This window comes from Flavobacterium procerum, from assembly GCF_042431625.1.
Classification (GTDB): domain Bacteria; phylum Bacteroidota; class Bacteroidia; order Flavobacteriales; family Flavobacteriaceae; genus Flavobacterium; species Flavobacterium procerum.
This window is the reverse complement of record NZ_JBHLYW010000022.1, coordinates 39,188-57,252: the sequence shown is the minus strand read 5'-3', so window position 1 is coordinate 57,252 and position 18,065 is coordinate 39,188. Positions and strand designations below refer to the sequence as shown.

The window sequence follows — 18,065 nt, the reverse complement described above, 5'->3', positions numbered from 1 at the left end:
CGTTTTTTTATAACTATTCAAAGAAATCTATTATTTGTCTAAGAAAACTATCCATGCCTGTAAACAAAAAAATATTCATTTTACTATTGTTAAGCTTTTGCCTACAGGGAGTTTTTGCACAAGTTAAAGATCCAAAAGAACCAAAAACAAAAAAAGACAGCACCGAAATTTACAATAAAATCAAAGATTATTCTAAGAAGAATAAATTTACGCAGACGCTGCACAAACTTTTTTTCAGATCTAAAAAACCAAAGAAAAAAGAAGAACCTTTGATTATAAAAGATTCTGCCCGTTATGATGGAAAAATAATTAGAAATATAAATGTAATTACGCTCGACCCTTTTGGTCATTCTCTTTCAGATACTACACAAAAGCCCAAAAACTGGGGAGAAAGAATGGGAAATCGACTGCATCTGAAAACCAAGAAAATTGCTATCTACAATTTATTGCTTTTCAAAAGAAATCAGGCTTTTGACAGCTATAAAGTGCAGGAATCTGAGCGTTTGATCCGTTCACAGCGTTATGTAACTGCAGTACGAACTTCTTATAAACTTGCTGGAGCGGCTTCAGACTCTGTAGATGTGACCATTAGGGTTTTGGACTCCTGGAGTACAATTCCGAGATTTTCTATTTCGAGCAATCAGGTTTCGGTCGGATTTAAGGAAAAAGATTTCTTTGGTAGCGGGCAACAGCTCGAATACCGATTTTCAAATCGTTTTAGTGATGGCCGAAACGGAAATGACATTACTTATACCGTTCCGAACATTAAAAACACTTATATCAGTACAATTTTACACTATAGAATTGATCTTGACAATAATTATATAAAGAGCATAGATATTGAGCGCGACTTTTACTCTCCTTTAACCAAATGGGGAGGCGGTCTTTATTTGAGTGAAAGTTTCAGAAAAGACACTCTGCAGGCTCCAGATTCGACTTTTGCTTTTCAGCCATTCAAATATACTTCTCAGGATGTTTGGGCTGGGCGTGCTTTTAAAGTTTTTGAGGATTCTCATAAAGCCATAACCAATCTTATTGTAACAGGACGTTTTCTTAATTTGGATTACAGCGAATCTCCCTCTGATACCTATGATCCGAACGATTTTTATTCGGATGAAAAATTAATATTAAGCGGTATCGGACTAAATACACGTCGCTTTATAAAAGACCGTTATATTTTTAGGAATGGCCAAACAGAAGACGTTCCCATTGGGCGTATTTATGGAATAACACTAGGATATCAGTACAAAAATACTTTCTGGAGACCTTATCTTGGTGCACAGTTTTCGTTTGGAAATTATTACCGGTTGGGTTTCTTGAGTATGAATTTTGAAGCTGGAACTTTCATTCATCAATCCAAAACGTATCAGAGTGCTTTTCTTTTAGAGGCCAATTATTTTACCAAATTATTCAATATAGGAAATTGGAAAATCAGGCAATTCGTAAATCCGAAGTTTGTTTTGGGTGTTAACCGCCAAGATATAATCGGTGACGAACTTAATATTAATGAACAAAACGGACTTGCCGGTTTTAATGCAGCGTTGTACGGAACAAGTAAAGCGCTTCTTTCACTCCAGACGCAAACCTATTCGCCTTATGCGTTGTGGGGTTTTCGTTTAAATCCGTTTTTTAATTATACTGCGGCAGTTATGGGAAGTCCGACAAATGCTATGACTAATAGTAAATTATATTCAAAAGTGACTTTAGGATTAGTAATCAACAACGATTATCTAGTATTCAGCTCCTTTCAGCTTTCCTTGTCCTACTATCCTAGCATTCCGTTACAGGGAGATAATGTTTTTAAAACAAATACTTTTGAAACGACCGATTATAAGCTGCAGGATTTTGAGCTGAATAAACCTCGAGTTGTAAATTATAGATAAAAAAAACTTCTATAATAAATTGCTGTAAAATTTTCTATAAATCAAGTATTTACAGCATTTGATACGTTTTTTTTCGCTCGGCATAAAGGGGTTTTACTCGACGAAACGCATCTTTTTTATATTTTTGGCACAGTATATGGATATCCCTATACAAGAATAACATTAAAAAAATAAAAAAGATGAAAACGATAAAATTAGCAATCGCCGGATTATTTCTAATGGTTGCAAATGCCACGCAAGCTCAGGTATCAGTTAATGTTAATATTGGAACTCCTCCTGCATGGGGACCTTCGGGATATACAGAAATGGAATATTATTACCTGCCAGATATAGAAGCCTATTATGATGTAAGAGCCTCACAATTTATTTATTACGGAAGAGGAAAATGGGTTAGAACTACCTATTTGCCAAGACAATATAGAAACTACGATTTGTATGGAGGTTATAAAGTTGTCTTAACAGATTATCATGGTAGAACTCCATACACTTACTTTGACCGTCATAAAGTAAAATATTACAAAGGATACCACGGCGCTCCTCAAAGACCATATAAAGCAAGACCCGTTTATGGATACAGCGAACGTCGCGACCGAAAAGATTACAAACATTATGATAAAAAACACCATCATAAACATGATAAACACGACAGACACGACAGAGATGATCATCGTGGACCTGGAGGAAGAAGATAACAATTGCTAAATAGCTAATTTTCAACACAAAAGAGCATCTTAAAAAAGATGCTCTTTTTATTTTTAACATTTTTTTCTTTGAACAATTGTTAAAACATTGATTTTTTCAAATAAATCTCTGTCAAGCAGTAAGTTTCCTAGAAAAAATGTCTTATTTTAGTATAAATATAACTTATCTTTGCTGCGAATTTTTAAAATCCTATTTTACAAGTATGAAAAAGTATGCTTATTTACTGTCATTTTTAACCGTCTCACTTTTAATTAGCTGTGATGACAATAATGATTCCAATGACAACCAGTCATTAAATAACATTACCATTACTTCAGATCAAAATACTTTAAATCAAAGACTTGATTTGACAAATGCTGGAGTAATTTCATTAGAAAATAATACTGCTACAGGGAAATTTGCGGCCGAAACGGTTTCGACCTCTTTTCCACTTGTACAAATTGCAGAAGTTAAACCGCCAGTTGACAGCAACGGAAAGACCTTGCAGGCTAGTCACGTAGCTGTAAACGGAAATTATGCTTATGTTTCCTATATTATGAGAGGCGAAGTATATTCTGGAGCTATCGACGTAATTGATGTTTCTGATCCATACAAACCAAAATTGGTTACCTCTGCTTTAATTGCCAATACAGACATTACATCTCTTACCTACTCTAATGGAAACCTGATTATTGGAGCGGCAAAAGATATCGATAAAGACGCATCTATAAAAAATCCTGCAATTGTGATTAATATGCAATTGAGTTCAGGTTTGCTAACTGATAAATATACTGTTAATGCTTTAGAAAGTAGAGTAACGACAGATGTTGCTGCAAACACTTCTTCTTATTTTGCAGTAACTGGAGACCAAGGAAGTCTTTTTAAAATAAACAGTTCCTCTAAAGCAATCGAATCAAAAGCTACTGTAGCCGATTTGCGTTCTATAGCTTTAAGCAGTGACAAAGTTGTTACGCTAAGCGGTACAAAAGGTGTAAATGTTTACAATCCATCTACTCTTGCTTTGCAAAAAAGCTTTACAACTTCTACAGATGTAAGCGGTGCTAAAAGAACTATGGATTTTGACGGAACTAAACTTTTGGTTTCTGAAGGTGCTAACGGTCTAGGAGTTTACGACGTAAATAGCGGAACAAAACTACAGACTATTGGTATTGCAACTGCTGGAGAAGACAATGTTACAAATGCTGTTTCTATAAACGATGGATACGCATTTATTGCAAATGGTGCTTTAGGATTAAATGTTTACCAATCTGGTTCACAATACAGCCTATTGGGAGCGTTAGGAATTGCAGGTTCTACAAACTATGTAAAATCTAGCGGTAACTATATCTATGTTGCAAGCGGAACGGGTGGTTTGAAAATTATTAAAATGGAAAAACCAAACACTACTTTTGCTAGTTGCACCTCTTACGGAACATACAATCAAGGAGCTAATCTGATTTTAAATTCAAACGAAATAAAATCATACCAAGGAGCGACATCTATCAACTCAGCGATCATTAATTCTGGAGCTATTTTAACGCATTGTGGTTCTATAGCTATTCTTAGCAATTTAACCCTAAACAGTAATGGTACTTTTAACATGAGAGGAAGTTTGTCTCAAGGTAAATACATGCAGTCAAATCCAACAATACTTACTATAAACAGCAATGCGACATTACAGGTTGAAGGTTCTGTTGTAATATGGGGAGATTTATTATTAAACAGTGGTGCTAAAATCAATTTCATCGGAAATGATTCATCTATCACCATTTACGGAAAAGTAACAAAAGGAAGTAATGTAACCATTACTGGAACCTATAAAGACACAGAAAACAAATTGAAATAATTTCTGTCATCCTAAGAATACCACAAAATACCACAGATCATTTGATTGATCTAAAAAACTGTCCGTCAAAAGCGGGCAGTTTTTTTATTAATGCCCATTAAACAAACATTAACATTTCATTTAAATACTGTTCAAAGATATAATTAGTATTTTTGAGGCTCTTTCAAAAATACTAATTAACCCTATGAGAAAAATTCAGGTAAAAATTCTTCTTCTATTCTTCGTGGCTGTTCCTGTTTCATTTGCACAGCAACCGCAAAAACCAAATTCTGTAGAAATTTACAATCAAATTAAGAAACTTAATTTCTTAGGCTCTGTTTTGTATGTTGCTGCTCATCCTGATGATGAAAACACGCGCCTCATTTCTTATTTAGCTAACGAAATGAATGCAAGAACAGGATATTTATCTTTGACCAGAGGTGATGGAGGACAAAATTTAATTGGGCCGCAATTGCGTGAATTATTAGGTGTTATTAGAACTCAAGAATTGATTGAAGCCAGAAAAATAGATGGCGGTGAACAATTTTTTTCGAGAGCCAATGATTTTGGTTTTTCTAAAAATCCAGATGAAACTCTTGAAATATGGGATAAAGACAAAGTTTTGGCAGATGTAGTATGGACCATTAGAAAATTTCAGCCAGATGTAATTATAAATCGTTTCGATCATCGTTCACCAGGTACAACACATGGTCATCACACCTCTTCGGCTATGTTGAGTGTTGAAAGTTTTAAACTCACCAACGATACAAAAATATATCCTGAACAATTAAAATTTGTAGCGCCATGGCAGGTAAAACGTCAGTTTTTTAACCCCTCATGGTGGTTTTACGGAAGCCAGGAAAAATTCGACGCTGCAAACAAATCAAAGTTCACCAAACTTGAAACGGGCGTTTATTATACCGGAATCGGAAAATCAAATCAGGAAATCGCTGCTTTGAGCCGAAGCCGTCATCAATCACAAGGTTTTGGAAGCACAGGAGTTCGTGGTTTAGAAAGTGAATATCTCGAATTGATAAATGGCGATACTCCTAAAGATCGTGACAATTTATTTGACGGAATTGATACTTCATGGAATCGTGTCAAAAACGGAAAACCAATCGGAGATCTTATCTCAAAAATTATTGAAAAATATGATTTCAGCAGACCTTCTGCCAGCATTCCTGATTTGATAAAAGCTTACAGCATGGTTGAGGCTCTAGACGATGATCACTGGAAAAAAATCAAATCTGAGGCAATTAAAAACATTATTGCATCTTGCTCAGGTTTGTATTTAGAAGCTGTAAGCAACGAACAGGAAGCAACACCAGGAAGCAACTTGAAATTAAGTCTCGAAGCCATTAACAGATGTAATCTGGAAATGCAACTCGTGAGTGTTACGACACTTCCAGATCAGAAAATGATTCCCCAGAATACCGTTTTAACCTACAACAATGACCAAAGAATCAATATTGAAATAAAACTTCCTGAAAATTTAGAATACACGCAACCGTATTGGTTGAAAGAAAAAGCAGGGGTCGGAATGTACACTGTCTCTAATCAGGAAATTATTGGTATTCCGGATATAATCCGTCAAGTAAAAGTTGTTTTTAATGTTAAAATTAATGGCGTCGAATTTCCTTTTGAACGTACTGTTGTTTACAAATACAATGACGGCGTAAAAGGCGAAATGTACAATTTCTTGGATATTGTTCCTGAAGTTACCACTTCAATAGTAGAAAAAGTATTGATTTTTAGAGATGTAAGAAGCAAAATGGTTCCTGTAAAGGTTCGCGCGGGGAAAGATAATGTAAATGGCAATTTACAGCTTGAACTACCAAAGAATTGGATGGTTTCTCCGAAAGAAATTCCGTTTGTATTAGATAAAAAAGGAAGCGAACAGACTTTTTATTTTGAAGTTACGCCTCCAATAAATCCAGAAGAGAGTATACTAAAAAGCATTGTAACAGTTAACAACAAGCGTTTCGACAAAGAAGTAACTTTTATCGATTTTGACCACATAACCAAGCAAATGGTTTTAAAACCAGCAGAATCCAAAGCCATACGAATTGACTTAAAGACGACTGGAGATGCCATTGCCTATATTATGGGAGCTGGCGACGAAGTTCCTGAAAGTTTGATTCAAATGGGCTACAAAGTCACCATCTTGAAACCTGAAGAAATTACGCCAGAAAAACTGGATTCTTTTAATGTTGTCATGACTGGAGTTCGAGCTTACAATACTGTAAATGCATTGGCAAACAAACAGAATATTCTTTTTAATTTTGTAAAAAGCGGTAAAAATATGATTGTACAGTACAACACATTTGGTAGAACTGTAACCAATCAGATTGCGCCATATCCGCTCAAAATTTCGAATGACCGTGTTACTGAAGAAAATGCAAAAGTGACGTTCTTAGCACCGAATCACCCAGTTTTGAATACGCCGAACAAAATTTCAGCTAAAGATTTTGAAGGCTGGAAACAAGAACAAGGATTATACTATCCAAACGAATATGACGATGCCTTTACTCCTATTATTTCATCACATGACAAAGGAGAATCTGCTAAGAAAGGTGCACTGCTTGTGGCTCCATACGGAAAAGGATATTATATTTACACTGGTTTGAGTTTTTTTAGAGAATTACCAGAAGGTGTTGCTGGAGCTTACAGATTACTGTCTAATATAATTTCGCTAAAACAACCTGTAGAAGCGCCAAAACAAGATATAAAACAATAACAATGGAAACAAAAAAACAAAAAAACTGGAAAAAGAGCTACACGTATGTGCTAGTTGCCAATGCCATCTATATTGTGATTTTTTTCTTAATCATGCAATTTTACTCGTAAGTTATGCAGCTATTTGACTGGATCGTACTCATTGTTACGCTTTTATTTATTGTTGGATACGGTTCTTGGAAAACCAAAGGCAGCAAAAATGTTGAAGATTTTATTTTAGGAAACAACGAAACCCCTTGGTACACCGTAGGACTTTCAGTTATGGCTACTCAGGCTAGCGCGATTACATTTTTGTCTACGCCAGGACAGGCGTATCATGATGGAATGGGGTTTGTGCAATTCTATTTTGGTCTTCCAATCGCCATGATTGTTATCTGCCTTACTTTTATTCCATTGTATCATAAAAGCAAGGTTTTTACTGCTTACGAATTTTTAGAAAAACGTTTTGACATTAAAACACGTTCGCTAGCTGCTATTTTATTCTTAGTTCAGAGAGGATTAGGTACTGGCTTAACCATTTATGCGCCTGCCATTATTTTGTCTGCACTTTTAGGATGGAATCTTACGATAATGAACATCATCATTGGACTTTTGGTTATTATTTACACTTTTTCTGGAGGAACTAAAGCCGTTAACGTAACACAGAAACAGCAGATGTTTGTGATTATGTCTGGAATGTTTATTACATTTTTCTTGATTCTGCACTATCTTCCAAACGATATGACATTTACGAGCGCACTGCATATCGCGGGAGCAAATGATAAAATGAATATTGTAGATTTCTCTTTTGATCCAGAAGAAAAATATACATTTTGGAGCGGTATTACTGGAGGATTCTTTTTGGCACTCGCCTATTTTGGAACTGATCAGTCTCAAGTTGGCCGTTATTTATCTGGAAAATCTGTAAAGGAAAGCCAGATGGGATTAATTATGAACGGTCTTCTCAAAGTTCCGATGCAGTTTTTCATACTGCTTACTGGAGTGATGGTTTTTGTTTTTTTCCAATTCAATCCCGTGCCGCTGAATTTTAATCCGAACAATAAAATAGTAATCGAAAAATCGGCTTATAAAGAAGAATATGCTGTTTTAGAAAAAAAGCTCGTTAAACTTTCTGAAGATAAAAAAGTCATCAATTTGCTCTATATTGATCAGTTGAATCAAGATTTTGACAATCCAATTCTTCGAAAAGAGCTGGTTGCCCTTTCAAACAAAGAAAAAGATCTTCGCGACAAAGCCAAAGATATTATTTCTAAAGCCGACAGTACCAGCGAAACAAATGATAAAGATTATGTGTTTTTTCATTTTATCATGCATTACCTTCCAAGGGGATTGATTGGATTACTTTTGGCTGTTATTCTTTCGGCAGCAATGTCTTCTACAGCGTCTGGACTAAATGCATTAGCTTCTACAACAGCAATTGATATCTATAAACGAAATCTGAAAACTGAGAAATCAGAAAAACATTATTTGAATGCAACTAAATTCTTTACGCTTTTCTGGGGAATTATTGCCATACTTTTTGCCTGCATTGGAACATTGTTTGAAAACTTAATTCAATTGGTAAATATTATTGGTTCTATCTTTTACGGAACGGTTCTGGGGATATTCCTTGTTGGGTTTTATTTAAAAAGAGTTCAGGCAAAACCAATGTTTTACAGTGCTATTATAAGTCAGTTGACGATTTTTGTTATTTTTTATTCTATGATTTACAGTCAGGAAAAACTGGGTTATTTATGGCTTAACTTTATTGGAGCCATGCTGACCATTGTATTGGCTCTGTTGATGCAAGTATTGTTTTTTAGAGGAAAATCGGATGATAATGAAATGATTTTGAATAAGGAATGATTCGGAAACTAATATGTCTTCTATTTTTATTGAACTGTTTTTGCATCAATAGCCAAAACACAGCTAATAATGAAATTGTTGACGGTATGCCGCTTTCGGACCAACTTTACACAAAATGTTTTGAAAACCTCAATCAAGGGGCTGAGATATTACAGAAATACAATTATGCTTCCCTTGATAGCATTAAATTTTGTTCTTTAATAGAATGTATGTATTTATATTCATCCAAAGAAGAAGATATAAAACTTGTCGCAAAACAAAGATTAATAGGTATTGCTACACAACTCTATAACGCTAGAACTCCTGTATATTTAATTATGGGACTAGACAGTTATTTGACAGCGAAAAAAAAGAATGAGAACTTGGAAGATGACAACCATATCGTTTACATTGATTATGGTGAATGCACAAATCCTTCCTATTTGATTGAAGCTGCCACTATAGTAAATAAACAAACAAATCTATTAGTAAATCAATCTGTTGCCAAATAATCCTACTGCCCTAGCCCTGATGGAAGCGACATCCTTTTGTGGCGGGGTTCGCCACAAAAGATATAGCGGACAGCAGGAATAAGCTTCTAAAAATCATTATTCAAATTATTTCAAAGCCAATTTGTGATTATAACTGCAAAACGGAATTTAAAATATACAACTTTGTCTAAGTTTTGAACTTGGGCAAAGTTTCTTTTTTTAATCTAATCTCGAAAATCTTTATCTTTGAGGAAGTTATCTCTTTAAACAGGCGTTATGAAAGATCAAAGAAAATACGGCAATAAAACCAAAGCTGCTTTTGTACTCTTAATTGTAATGCTGTTAATTCTTCTCGGAAATTTTAATACGCTCCTTAATTCTAAAAACGTAAACGATAATATTAATGCGATCTACAAGGACAGGTTAGTTGTTGCGCATTATATTTTTCAGTATTCAAAACAATTGCATTTTATCAAGGCTGAAGCCGAAAAGCTAGATTTGAGCGATAACATCAAGAAAAGCGAAATCATTCATACGCTGGATATCATACACGATATAGATGATTTGTACGCTAAAACGGTTCTTACCAATAAAGAAAAAGAGTATTTTGATGCTTTTCTGCTTTCATGCAAAGAAATAAATACGCAGGCTGCCGCTAAAAATTGGAACAAGATTGCCACTTCGAGCGCTGAGGCATTAAAAACTTTAGAATCCTTATCGCAGATTCAAATCGAAGAGGGAAAACTAAAACTCGCGTCTGCTAATGCTATGTACGACAAAAACAATAGTCTCGGTCAGCTTCAAATTGCTTTGTTGATTGTTTTAGGTGGTATAACATTTTATCTTCTTATTGTAAAGAAAATCAAGAAAAACGTAAAAATTCCTGAGCCGCCTAGTTTAAACTAAATTCCAAATATTTAAATTCCAACTATTTAACCGCTAAGAACGTAAGAAAATGCGCAAAGCTGGAAAAGTTAATTCACACAAAAGCTTTTTGAATTTTACGTATTTACTATCACTCATTGCATCTTAACGTTTAAAAGCATAAAAAAATTCCAAAACCCGAAAGCTTTGGAATTTGAAATTTATTATTTTGGAATTTAAAATATTATCTGCTCCACTCTGCAATACTGTCTTTGTTCAATTTTACGTAATCAGCATTACTTGCAGCTTCTGCGGCCGCCAAAGATGCTTTTGCAGTTTCTACAGCTCCTTTTTTATCTCCTTGTTTTGCTTGAATCTGAGATTTTAATCTTAAAACATAATAAGGTTTATCTATACTCATATCTAAAGCTTTGTCGATATAAACTCTTGCAGTTTCGATATTTCCGTTTGATGAAAACAAATACTGTGAAGCAGCAAAATAATCGTTCCAGTTTGGTCCTGCCAATGTTTTTTCGATACTTGCAGTTGCTGTTTTAGCAGTTGGAACTTCAAATTTTAAAGCTACATGAGAATTTTCCCAAGCCATTTCTAAATATCCGTAATTTGGATCTAATCCATTGATTCCGATTGTAAATGTTTCTACTGGAGTTGGCAGCGCATCTTCTTTTACCGTTGTTTTAAGAACAACATAATTCTCGTTCCAGCTTTCTGGAAGTCCCCAGTTGTCTGTAGAAAGATAGAAAATCACATCCCAGCTTTCGATTCTTGGAACTGTATAAATTGCGTATTTCCCTTTTTTTAATGTTTTGCCGTCAATTACAACATCATCACTAAAATTAACAATCGTATTTTCATTTGCTCCAGTTCTCCATAATTTCCCGAATGGCACTAAATTACCAAAAACTGCTCTTCCTCTTGCTCCCGGCCTTGAATAGGTAACTTCTACATCTGTTAAACCAACAGTTTGTTTTATATATCCTTTAGGACTGGCTTGCGGCGTTTTCACTTGTGCTTCTGATGCTAACGGCGCTAAGATGAGAGCCATAGCAATAAGTAGTTTTTTCATTCTTGTCTTTTTATTTGTTTTGTTCAAATTTACAAATTCAATTAGCTACGAACTGTTAAATTTAATATAATTCAGGGGTGCAACTGTGATATTTTTTCAGCATTCAATTCACTAAAATGATTAATCACCAAATCTGCCATCGATAAATCCTGCATATTTGAATTTTCACTTCTGTAACCTACACAATAAATTCCAGCAGCTTTTGCGGCTTTAATTCCGTTTGTACTGTCTTCAATAATGATACAATTTTCTTTTGGTGCAATGGATAATGAAGCTGCGTGATTAAAAATTGCCGGATTTGGTTTTGACTGCGGAAAATCTTCTCCGCTTACAATATGAGAAAAATATTGATGCAAGCCGAATCTTGTAAATACACGTTCTATCGTGACTTTTGAAGCAGATGAGGCCAAGATAAGCTGTATGCCGTTTTGATGTAAATCTTTAATCAAATCTTCAACGCCTTCTAAAAGATATAAGTCTTCTTTAGTATCAAAAGCATCATTAAAAATGTTTCGCTTACGCTGAATCAAATCTTCCACTTCTTGTTCTATAGCTGGAAAATGACCTTTTAAGGCCTGAAAAGTATTTCTTGTCGAAAACCCTGTAAATGAAGTGTACATTTCTTCGGGTACTTCTATATTCAATTCTGAAAACTGCAGATAATACGCATAACGATGAACCGGCTCTGTATCTACAATTACACCGTCCATATCAAAAATTACTGTTTTAATCATTTTTTTTTTAAGTTTCTAAGAGGCTGAGATGCTAAGATTCTAAGTTTTTCTCAGCAACTTAGAATCTTAGTATCTTGATGTCTTATTTAGTCAATAAATGTCTAATAACTGCCTCTGCAGCATGTAAACCGAATAAACCAGGCATATAACTGTTGGTTCCGTAAAAAGATTTTTTAAAGTTCTTTCCGTCAGTTAACTTCAAGCTTTTTTCATCTTGAATTTCAGAAGAAAAAACCACTTTTAATTTGTTAATTTTTAATTCCTTTAAACGTTTGCGAATCGTTTTAGAAAAATAACAATTTATGGTTTTAGAAATATCAGCAACTTTTACTTTTGAAGCCAACATTTTTCCGCCAGCTCCCATACTGCTTATAATTTTGACTCTTTTGCGTTTAGCTCCAAGAATCAAATTCAATTTAGGAGTAATGCTGTCAATACAGTCCAAAACATAATCAAATTCTGAAGAGACGATTTCAAAAGCACGCTCAGGAGATAAAAATTCCTGTACTCTTGTCAATTTTAATTCCGGATTAATATCCATCAAACGATCACCTACAATTTTAATTTTTGGCTCTCCAACAGTCGAATGCAGTGCTGGCAATTGTCTGTTTATATTGGTAATGTCGACTACATCTCCGTCTACAATTGTCATATTTCCAACTCCGGCTCTTGCTAAAAATTCGGCTGCAAATGAGCCTACCCCTCCTAAACCTACTACTAACACATTAGAGTTCTTTAGTTTATGCAATCCTTCTTTAGTAAATAAAAGCTCGGCTCTTTCCGTCCATTCTGCCATATGTTCTTTTTATTATTGTTTTAAGTTTGTTTCAAGTTTCAGGTTTCAGGTTATTTTAAAGACAGTTCTATAATTACTTGAAATTATAGTCTGTAACTCTTTAATTGTTATTTCTTTATAATTGGATGCCATTTCATAAACTTCCTGAATGGTTTCTGCAATGCTATCGGTTTCTAAAAAAAATCTATCGTTGGGCATATTTTGAAAAACAGGTTTTAAATCTGGATTTTTCAATAGATATTTTCCAAATGAAAGATAAAATCCTTCTTTCACCAATTGCACCGCAATCTGATTCTTTTTAGAAAAACCGTGAATGATCATCGGAACCGAAATTTTCATTCTTTTCTTAATTTCACTTACTTCCTGATAAGCAGCAACACAATGAATGATGACTGGCTTTTTGTATTTTTCAGCCAAAATCAACTGTTTCTCAAAAACTGAAAGTTGCAACTCAAACGGGATTTCAATGCGTTTGTCTAAACCACACTCCCCGACTGCCAAACAGTTGCTGGATTGCAATTTTTCTTCGATAATTTCCAAATCTGCATCAATGCGATTTCCTTCTATGTGCCAAGGATGAATCCCTATAGAATAAAACGGAATGGATTCGTCAAACTCATTCGGATACTGATTTACCAGTTCCAGAACGGATGTTTCGTTTTTAAATTGATGCGTATGAAAATTAAAATATTCCATTAATGAAAAGTTTTCACGCCAGCGTTAATTTCCACCTTCAAATCATTTTCAAGTGGCACAAGCGGACAAGAATATTTGTAATTATAAGCACAATACGGATTGTAGGCCTGATTGAAATCTACGACAATTGTTTTTCCTTTTGGAATTTCAAGATCGATATAACGGCCACCAATGTAACTTTCCTTTCCGCAGGTTAAATCTGAAAAAGGCAAAAACAAATGATTTTTGTATTCTTCTTTTTTTGAAAGTTCTATGTTTCGATAAACATTAAGCTTGCAGTCAACACCGTTTATTTTAAAGTAAAGTGTTCCGTACTTAATATATTGAGGCGTTCGGGTTCCAGTAGTTTTCATTTCAAAGACTTTTTCGTTTTTTGCCTTAACGAAAGAAGCATTCACAAAATAGTTTTGATTTATTGGATAAAAATCTAAGCTTTTAAAAGTCTTCAAATCCTCCTCCATCAACGGACTCGTCTTAGGATCAGCGTATTCTGAATTGATCTTCTTCTGGAATTTTTCTGATTCGCTTCTGTCAAATTGTTTCTGGCCAAAACCAAAATTAAAAACCAGCAATAAAACCAATAAGTTTATAGTTTTCATCTTCGAAATTTTATGCAAAAATAGTTCAAAAGTTACAAAACAACAACCACTTAACGAGCCAAAGTTTTCTAACTTTGCGACCATAAATTACCACTCAAAAATGCTTAAGACCGCTTTCACCAATTACATCAACAATTTTAGAGGATTTTCAAGAGAAATCTGGATACTTGCGATTGTCACTTTTATTAATCGTGCCGGTACAATGGTACTTCCTTTTTTATCAAAATATCTAAAAGAAAATCTCCATTTCGATTACCATCAGGTTGGTTCTATTATGGTTGCATTTGGCTGTGGGTCTATGCTAGGTTCCTGGCTAGGAGGTAAATTATCAGATAAAATAGGGTTTTATAAAATAATGATTTTCAGTTTGTTTACGAGCGGGCTTTCCTTGTTTTTCATTCAATATGTCACTTCATTTTGGGCGCTCTGTTTTGCAATGTTTTTATTAATGACCATTGCAGATATGTTCAGACCTGCGATGTTCGTCTCGTTGAGCGCTTATGCTAAACCCGAAAACCGAACACGCGCATTGTCTCTGGTTCGTCTGGCCGTAAACCTCGGATTTGCTGCTGGTCCTGCTCTTGGAGGTTTGATAATTATGGGAATTGGATATCCAGGTTTGTTTTGGGTTGACGGAACTTCTTGTATTGTTTCTATCTCTATTTTTGCTTTTTTGGTAAAAGAAAAGAAAAAAACAGTACTTACCGATAAAACAGAAAGCACAGTTGCAAAATCTGTTTTTCATGACAAAATTTTCTGGGTATTCCTTTTTGTGAGTTTTATTACGGCAATGATTTTCTTTCAGCTTTTTACAACATTACCTTTATATCATAATGAGAAATTCGGACTCAGCGAATTTCAAACTGGATTATTAATGACACTTAACGGACTTTTGATTTTTTCTCTCGAAATGCCTACAGTTGGTTATATGGAAAGAAAAAAGTTCAAAAAAATAAGAATTATTATTGCAGGTTCATTTCTAATGGCTTCTAGTTTTTTTCTGCTTTTAATTAACTTTTGGGCCGGAATGCTAGTAATTAGTATGATATGTATTTCTCTAGGAGAAATCCTTGCCTTTCCCTTTTCTAATGCATTTGCTTTAAGCCGTGCACCACATGGCCACGAAGGACGTTATATGGCGTTGTATACGATGAGCTTCAGTCTTGCACATATTACTAGCTCTAAGCTCGGATTTGAAATTATTGGCCGTTATGGCTATCAGGAAAACTGGCTTTTTATGGCTGTTATTGGCATGATAGCTGTTGCTTGCTGTGTTTGGATCAATAACGCTTTAATGCACGAAAAAATGTCTTAGATTATCATTTAACGAAACAAACAACTGTCATTCAGATTTTTAACTTTAAATTTGAATGACTTTTTTTTGCGTTAATTTGATTTCAAACTTAATTTTTAGTTAAATAACTATTTTTATAGTTGTGTAACTAAAAAAATAGTTGTAGGTTTGAATTAAAATTAGAAACAATGCAGAAGTTAACCAACAAAGAAGAAGAAATCATGCAGATTTTATGGAAGCTCAAAAAAGCTTTTGTAAAAGAGATACAAGCAGAAATAAAAGAAGACCAACCTCATTATAATACCTTATCTACTATTGTTCGCAATCTTGAAGAAAAAGGATATGTAAGCCACAATGCGTTTGGAAACACGCATCAGTATTTTCCGGTTGTTAAAATTGAAGATTACAGAAAAGGATTTATGAAAACGGCAATTGATAATTATTTTAACAGCTCTTACAAAAGCATGGTTTCGTTTTTTGCCAAAGAAGAAAAAATTTCGGCAGAAGAACTACGCGAGATTTTAGAAATGGTCGAAAATTCAGAAAAAGAAAAATAAGAAGATTTATGGAAGCACTTATCATTTTTATTGCCAAATCAAGCGGTTTACTGCTTTTGTTTTACTGCACGTACTTTTTTCTACTGAGAAAAGAAACTTTTTTCAACAGTAACAGATGGTTTCTACTTGGCGGCATAGTACTTTCGATAACACTTCCATTGCTTGTTTTTACAAAAACTATCTGGATCAATCCTATCCCAGAAACTGATTTAAACAATGAAATTTTTGATACGACTTCAAATCTTTCAAGCGAGAATTCATTCCTAAACTGGGAAAATATACTAATCCTTATTTATGGTTTAGGTTTCTTGGCTTTAGCCATCAAATTTGCTGTAGACTTTTACAAACTCAATTTGGTTTTAAAAGGAAAAAAAATCAAACAGCAAGCAGATTTCAAATTTATTGACACCAACGAAAACATTGCTCCTTTCTCCTACTTTGAATACATCGTGTACAACTCATCAATGTACAGCGCTTTAGAATTGGAAAGTATTTTGGAACACGAAAAAGTGCATAGCGACCAAAATCACACTGTAGATGTATTGATTTCTAGAGCTTTTTGCATTCTGTTCTGGTTTAATCCAATTGCTTGGCTTTACAAAAAAGCAATCAGTCAAAATTTGGAGTTCATAGCAGATAGCGAGGCAGCTAAAAAAATTACAGACAAAAAAGCGTATCAATACACGCTTTTAAAAATAACAACACATACTGATTGTGTTGCCATTACCAATCATTTTTATCAATCATTAATCAAAAAACGAATCGTCATGTTAAACAAAAATCAATCAAAGAAAAGAAATTCATGGAAGTACTATGTTATAATTCCAGCACTTGCAGCTTTTGTTTTATTATTTCAAATTGAAGTAATTGCAAAAGAAAAACAAGAAGCAGTAAAAGAAACGTCGGGAAAAATCAAATCAGTCGACGTTTACAAAATCAAAAAAAGTTCTACAGATGCTCAATTAAAAGAAATCAAAGAAAAATTGAAATCAATTCATAATATTGATTTTGAGGCTTCTGAAATCAAAAGAAATGCAGATAATAATTTGACTTCAATCAAAATTGATATTAAAAATGGCAATCAAAAAACACAATCCATTCAGAAATCAACTGAAGTAATTGAAGATTTTGGAATAATTGTCACTACTGACGAAAATGGCAATAAAAAAATCGGAATTCAGACTTCAGAAGCAACCGATTCTAAAAAAACACCAAAAATCGTAAAAAGCAAAAAACTAACCACTAAAGAAAGTAATGATGTTAACACTAATTCTTCTTCTAATACAAAAGCTGACCATAATACTAATAGAAATATTAGCACTATTGTAAGCACAGATTCTGACAATAAAAGCATAACTAATGTTTCTACTTCTGGAGGAAAAACGACAATCTTTGTATCAAATAATACAAAGAATAATATGCAATCTGGCTCACCACTTGTAATTATTGATGGAGAAGAAATGCCTTCTAGTTTTGATATACACAGTATAAAGTCTGAGAATGTTGAGTCGATAAGTGTTTTCAAAGGAACAGAAGCAATTAACAGATACGGCGAAAAAGGTGCGAATGGAGTAATAGAAATCATAAGTAAGAATTAACCGTTTGAAACTTAAAACATTAAAAAATGCAGAAACTAACCAACAAAGAAGAAGAAATCATGCACATTTTATGGAAGCTTAAAAAAGCTTTTGTAAAAGAAATTCAGGCAGAGATTCTCGAGGAGCAGCCACATTATAATACGCTTTCTACGATTGTTCGCAATCTAGAAGAAAAAGGTTATGTCGCGCATAATGCATTTGGAAACACACACCAGTACTATCCGATTGTAACTATTGAAGATTATAGAAAAGGCTTTATGAATACTGCAATTGACAATTATTTTAACAGCTCTTATAAAAGCATGGTTTCCTTTTTTGCCAAAGAAGAAAAAATTTCGGCAGACGAATTACGTGAAATCTTAGCAATGATCGAAAATCCAAAAGAAGCAAAATAACCACA

Annotated in this window: 16 protein-coding genes; 11 read left to right on the top strand and 5 right to left on the bottom strand. The window is 34.0% G+C overall.

The features are described from left to right. Positions 1-53: 53 nt before the first annotated feature. The 7 genes from ACFFLS_RS19740 to ACFFLS_RS19710 all read left to right on the top strand — a co-directional run bounded on the left by ACFFLS_RS19740 (position 54) and on the right by ACFFLS_RS19710 (position 10,346). Entirely contained in the window at positions 54-1,883 is a 1,830-nt protein-coding gene (locus ACFFLS_RS19740; RefSeq protein WP_379689606.1) for a BamA/TamA family outer membrane protein, read from the top strand. Between the two features lie 179 nt (positions 1,884-2,062). Beyond that, positions 2,063-2,575, top strand: coding sequence for a hypothetical protein (locus tag ACFFLS_RS19735; RefSeq protein WP_379686844.1), 513 nt, complete (start codon positions 2,063-2,065; stop codon positions 2,573-2,575). A 212-nt stretch (positions 2,576-2,787) separates the two neighbouring features. Then, complete coding sequence (locus tag ACFFLS_RS19730; protein WP_379686842.1) at positions 2,788-4,410, top strand: LVIVD repeat-containing protein; 1,623 nt, start codon at positions 2,788-2,790, stop codon at positions 4,408-4,410. Between the two features lie 184 nt (positions 4,411-4,594). Next, positions 4,595-7,126, top strand: a complete 2,532-nt coding sequence (locus tag ACFFLS_RS19725) for a PIG-L family deacetylase (protein WP_379686840.1) — start codon at positions 4,595-4,597, stop codon at positions 7,124-7,126. A 113-nt stretch (positions 7,127-7,239) separates the two neighbouring features. After that, complete coding sequence (locus ACFFLS_RS19720; RefSeq protein ID WP_379686838.1) at positions 7,240-8,970, top strand: sodium:solute symporter family protein; 1,731 nt, start codon at positions 7,240-7,242, stop codon at positions 8,968-8,970. 86 nt (positions 8,971-9,056) lie between these two features. Beyond that, positions 9,057-9,461 (top strand): hypothetical protein, encoded by a 405-nt coding sequence (locus ACFFLS_RS19715; RefSeq protein WP_379686836.1) that lies wholly within the window; start codon positions 9,057-9,059, stop codon positions 9,459-9,461. A 255-nt stretch (positions 9,462-9,716) separates the two neighbouring features. Then, the gene (locus ACFFLS_RS19710; protein ID WP_379686834.1) at positions 9,717-10,346 is read left to right on the top strand and encodes an MCP four helix bundle domain-containing protein; all 630 of its coding nucleotides are present in this window, start codon (positions 9,717-9,719) and stop codon (positions 10,344-10,346) included. 202 nt (positions 10,347-10,548) lie between these two features. Here ACFFLS_RS19710 and ACFFLS_RS19705 read toward each other — a convergent pair whose 3' ends face one another. The 5 genes from ACFFLS_RS19705 to ACFFLS_RS19685 form a co-directional block, all read right to left on the bottom strand. Further along, positions 10,549-11,391 carry a DUF2911 domain-containing protein gene (locus ACFFLS_RS19705; protein ID WP_379686832.1) on the bottom strand — a complete coding sequence of 281 codons (843 nt, stop codon included), beginning with the start codon at positions 11,389-11,391 and terminating at the stop codon, positions 10,549-10,551. 71 nt (positions 11,392-11,462) lie between these two features. Beyond that, positions 11,463-12,125, bottom strand: coding sequence for an HAD family hydrolase (locus tag ACFFLS_RS19700; RefSeq protein ID WP_379686830.1), 663 nt, complete (start codon positions 12,123-12,125; stop codon positions 11,463-11,465). Positions 12,126-12,207: 82 nt separating this feature from the next. Next, entirely contained in the window at positions 12,208-12,921 is a 714-nt protein-coding gene (locus ACFFLS_RS19695; RefSeq protein WP_379686828.1) for a tRNA threonylcarbamoyladenosine dehydratase, read from the bottom strand. Positions 12,922-12,966: 45 nt separating this feature from the next. After that, a complete protein-coding gene (locus ACFFLS_RS19690; RefSeq protein WP_379686826.1) occupies positions 12,967-13,617 on the bottom strand; it encodes a TatD family hydrolase in 651 nt (216 codons plus the stop codon). Next, a complete protein-coding gene (locus ACFFLS_RS19685; RefSeq protein WP_379686825.1) occupies positions 13,617-14,216 on the bottom strand; it encodes a DUF1684 domain-containing protein in 600 nt (199 codons plus the stop codon). The genes ACFFLS_RS19690 and ACFFLS_RS19685 overlap by 1 nt, the downstream gene beginning before the upstream one ends. A gap of 100 nt (positions 14,217-14,316) precedes the next feature. On the opposite strand from ACFFLS_RS19685, the gene ACFFLS_RS19680 reads away from it, so the two are divergent. The 4 genes from ACFFLS_RS19680 to ACFFLS_RS19665 all read left to right on the top strand — a co-directional run bounded on the left by ACFFLS_RS19680 (position 14,317) and on the right by ACFFLS_RS19665 (position 18,060). Beyond that, the gene (locus ACFFLS_RS19680; protein ID WP_379686824.1) at positions 14,317-15,531 is read left to right on the top strand and encodes an MDR family MFS transporter; all 1,215 of its coding nucleotides are present in this window, start codon (positions 14,317-14,319) and stop codon (positions 15,529-15,531) included. A 167-nt stretch (positions 15,532-15,698) separates the two neighbouring features. Continuing rightward, on the top strand, positions 15,699-16,067 hold the full coding sequence (locus ACFFLS_RS19675) for a BlaI/MecI/CopY family transcriptional regulator (protein WP_379686822.1): 369 nt from the start codon (positions 15,699-15,701) through the stop codon (positions 16,065-16,067). An 8-nt stretch (positions 16,068-16,075) separates the two neighbouring features. Then, positions 16,076-17,665, top strand: coding sequence for a M56 family metallopeptidase (locus tag ACFFLS_RS19670; RefSeq protein ID WP_379686821.1), 1,590 nt, complete (start codon positions 16,076-16,078; stop codon positions 17,663-17,665). 26 nt (positions 17,666-17,691) lie between these two features. Next, on the top strand, positions 17,692-18,060 hold the full coding sequence (locus ACFFLS_RS19665) for a BlaI/MecI/CopY family transcriptional regulator (protein ID WP_379686820.1): 369 nt from the start codon (positions 17,692-17,694) through the stop codon (positions 18,058-18,060). Positions 18,061-18,065 lie beyond the last annotated feature (5 nt).

Coding starts and splice junctions, on each gene's coding strand:
- ACFFLS_RS19740 (WP_379689606.1), top strand. CDS start 54: ATGCCTGTAAACAAAAAAATATTCATTTTACTATTGTTAAGCTTTTGC.
- ACFFLS_RS19735 (WP_379686844.1), top strand. CDS start 2,063: ATGAAAACGATAAAATTAGCAATCGCCGGATTATTTCTAATGGTTGCA.
- ACFFLS_RS19730 (WP_379686842.1), top strand. CDS start 2,788: ATGAAAAAGTATGCTTATTTACTGTCATTTTTAACCGTCTCACTTTTA.
- ACFFLS_RS19725 (WP_379686840.1), top strand. CDS start 4,595: ATGAGAAAAATTCAGGTAAAAATTCTTCTTCTATTCTTCGTGGCTGTT.
- ACFFLS_RS19720 (WP_379686838.1), top strand. CDS start 7,240: ATGCAGCTATTTGACTGGATCGTACTCATTGTTACGCTTTTATTTATT.
- ACFFLS_RS19715 (WP_379686836.1), top strand. CDS start 9,057: ATGCCGCTTTCGGACCAACTTTACACAAAATGTTTTGAAAACCTCAAT.
- ACFFLS_RS19710 (WP_379686834.1), top strand. CDS start 9,717: ATGAAAGATCAAAGAAAATACGGCAATAAAACCAAAGCTGCTTTTGTA.
- ACFFLS_RS19705 (WP_379686832.1), bottom strand. CDS start 11,391: ATGAAAAAACTACTTATTGCTATGGCTCTCATCTTAGCGCCGTTAGCA.
- ACFFLS_RS19700 (WP_379686830.1), bottom strand. CDS start 12,125: ATGATTAAAACAGTAATTTTTGATATGGACGGTGTAATTGTAGATACA.
- ACFFLS_RS19695 (WP_379686828.1), bottom strand. CDS start 12,921: ATGGCAGAATGGACGGAAAGAGCCGAGCTTTTATTTACTAAAGAAGGA.
- ACFFLS_RS19690 (WP_379686826.1), bottom strand. CDS start 13,617: ATGGAATATTTTAATTTTCATACGCATCAATTTAAAAACGAAACATCC.
- ACFFLS_RS19685 (WP_379686825.1), bottom strand. CDS start 14,216: ATGAAAACTATAAACTTATTGGTTTTATTGCTGGTTTTTAATTTTGGT.
- ACFFLS_RS19680 (WP_379686824.1), top strand. CDS start 14,317: ATGCTTAAGACCGCTTTCACCAATTACATCAACAATTTTAGAGGATTT.
- ACFFLS_RS19675 (WP_379686822.1), top strand. CDS start 15,699: ATGCAGAAGTTAACCAACAAAGAAGAAGAAATCATGCAGATTTTATGG.
- ACFFLS_RS19670 (WP_379686821.1), top strand. CDS start 16,076: ATGGAAGCACTTATCATTTTTATTGCCAAATCAAGCGGTTTACTGCTT.
- ACFFLS_RS19665 (WP_379686820.1), top strand. CDS start 17,692: ATGCAGAAACTAACCAACAAAGAAGAAGAAATCATGCACATTTTATGG.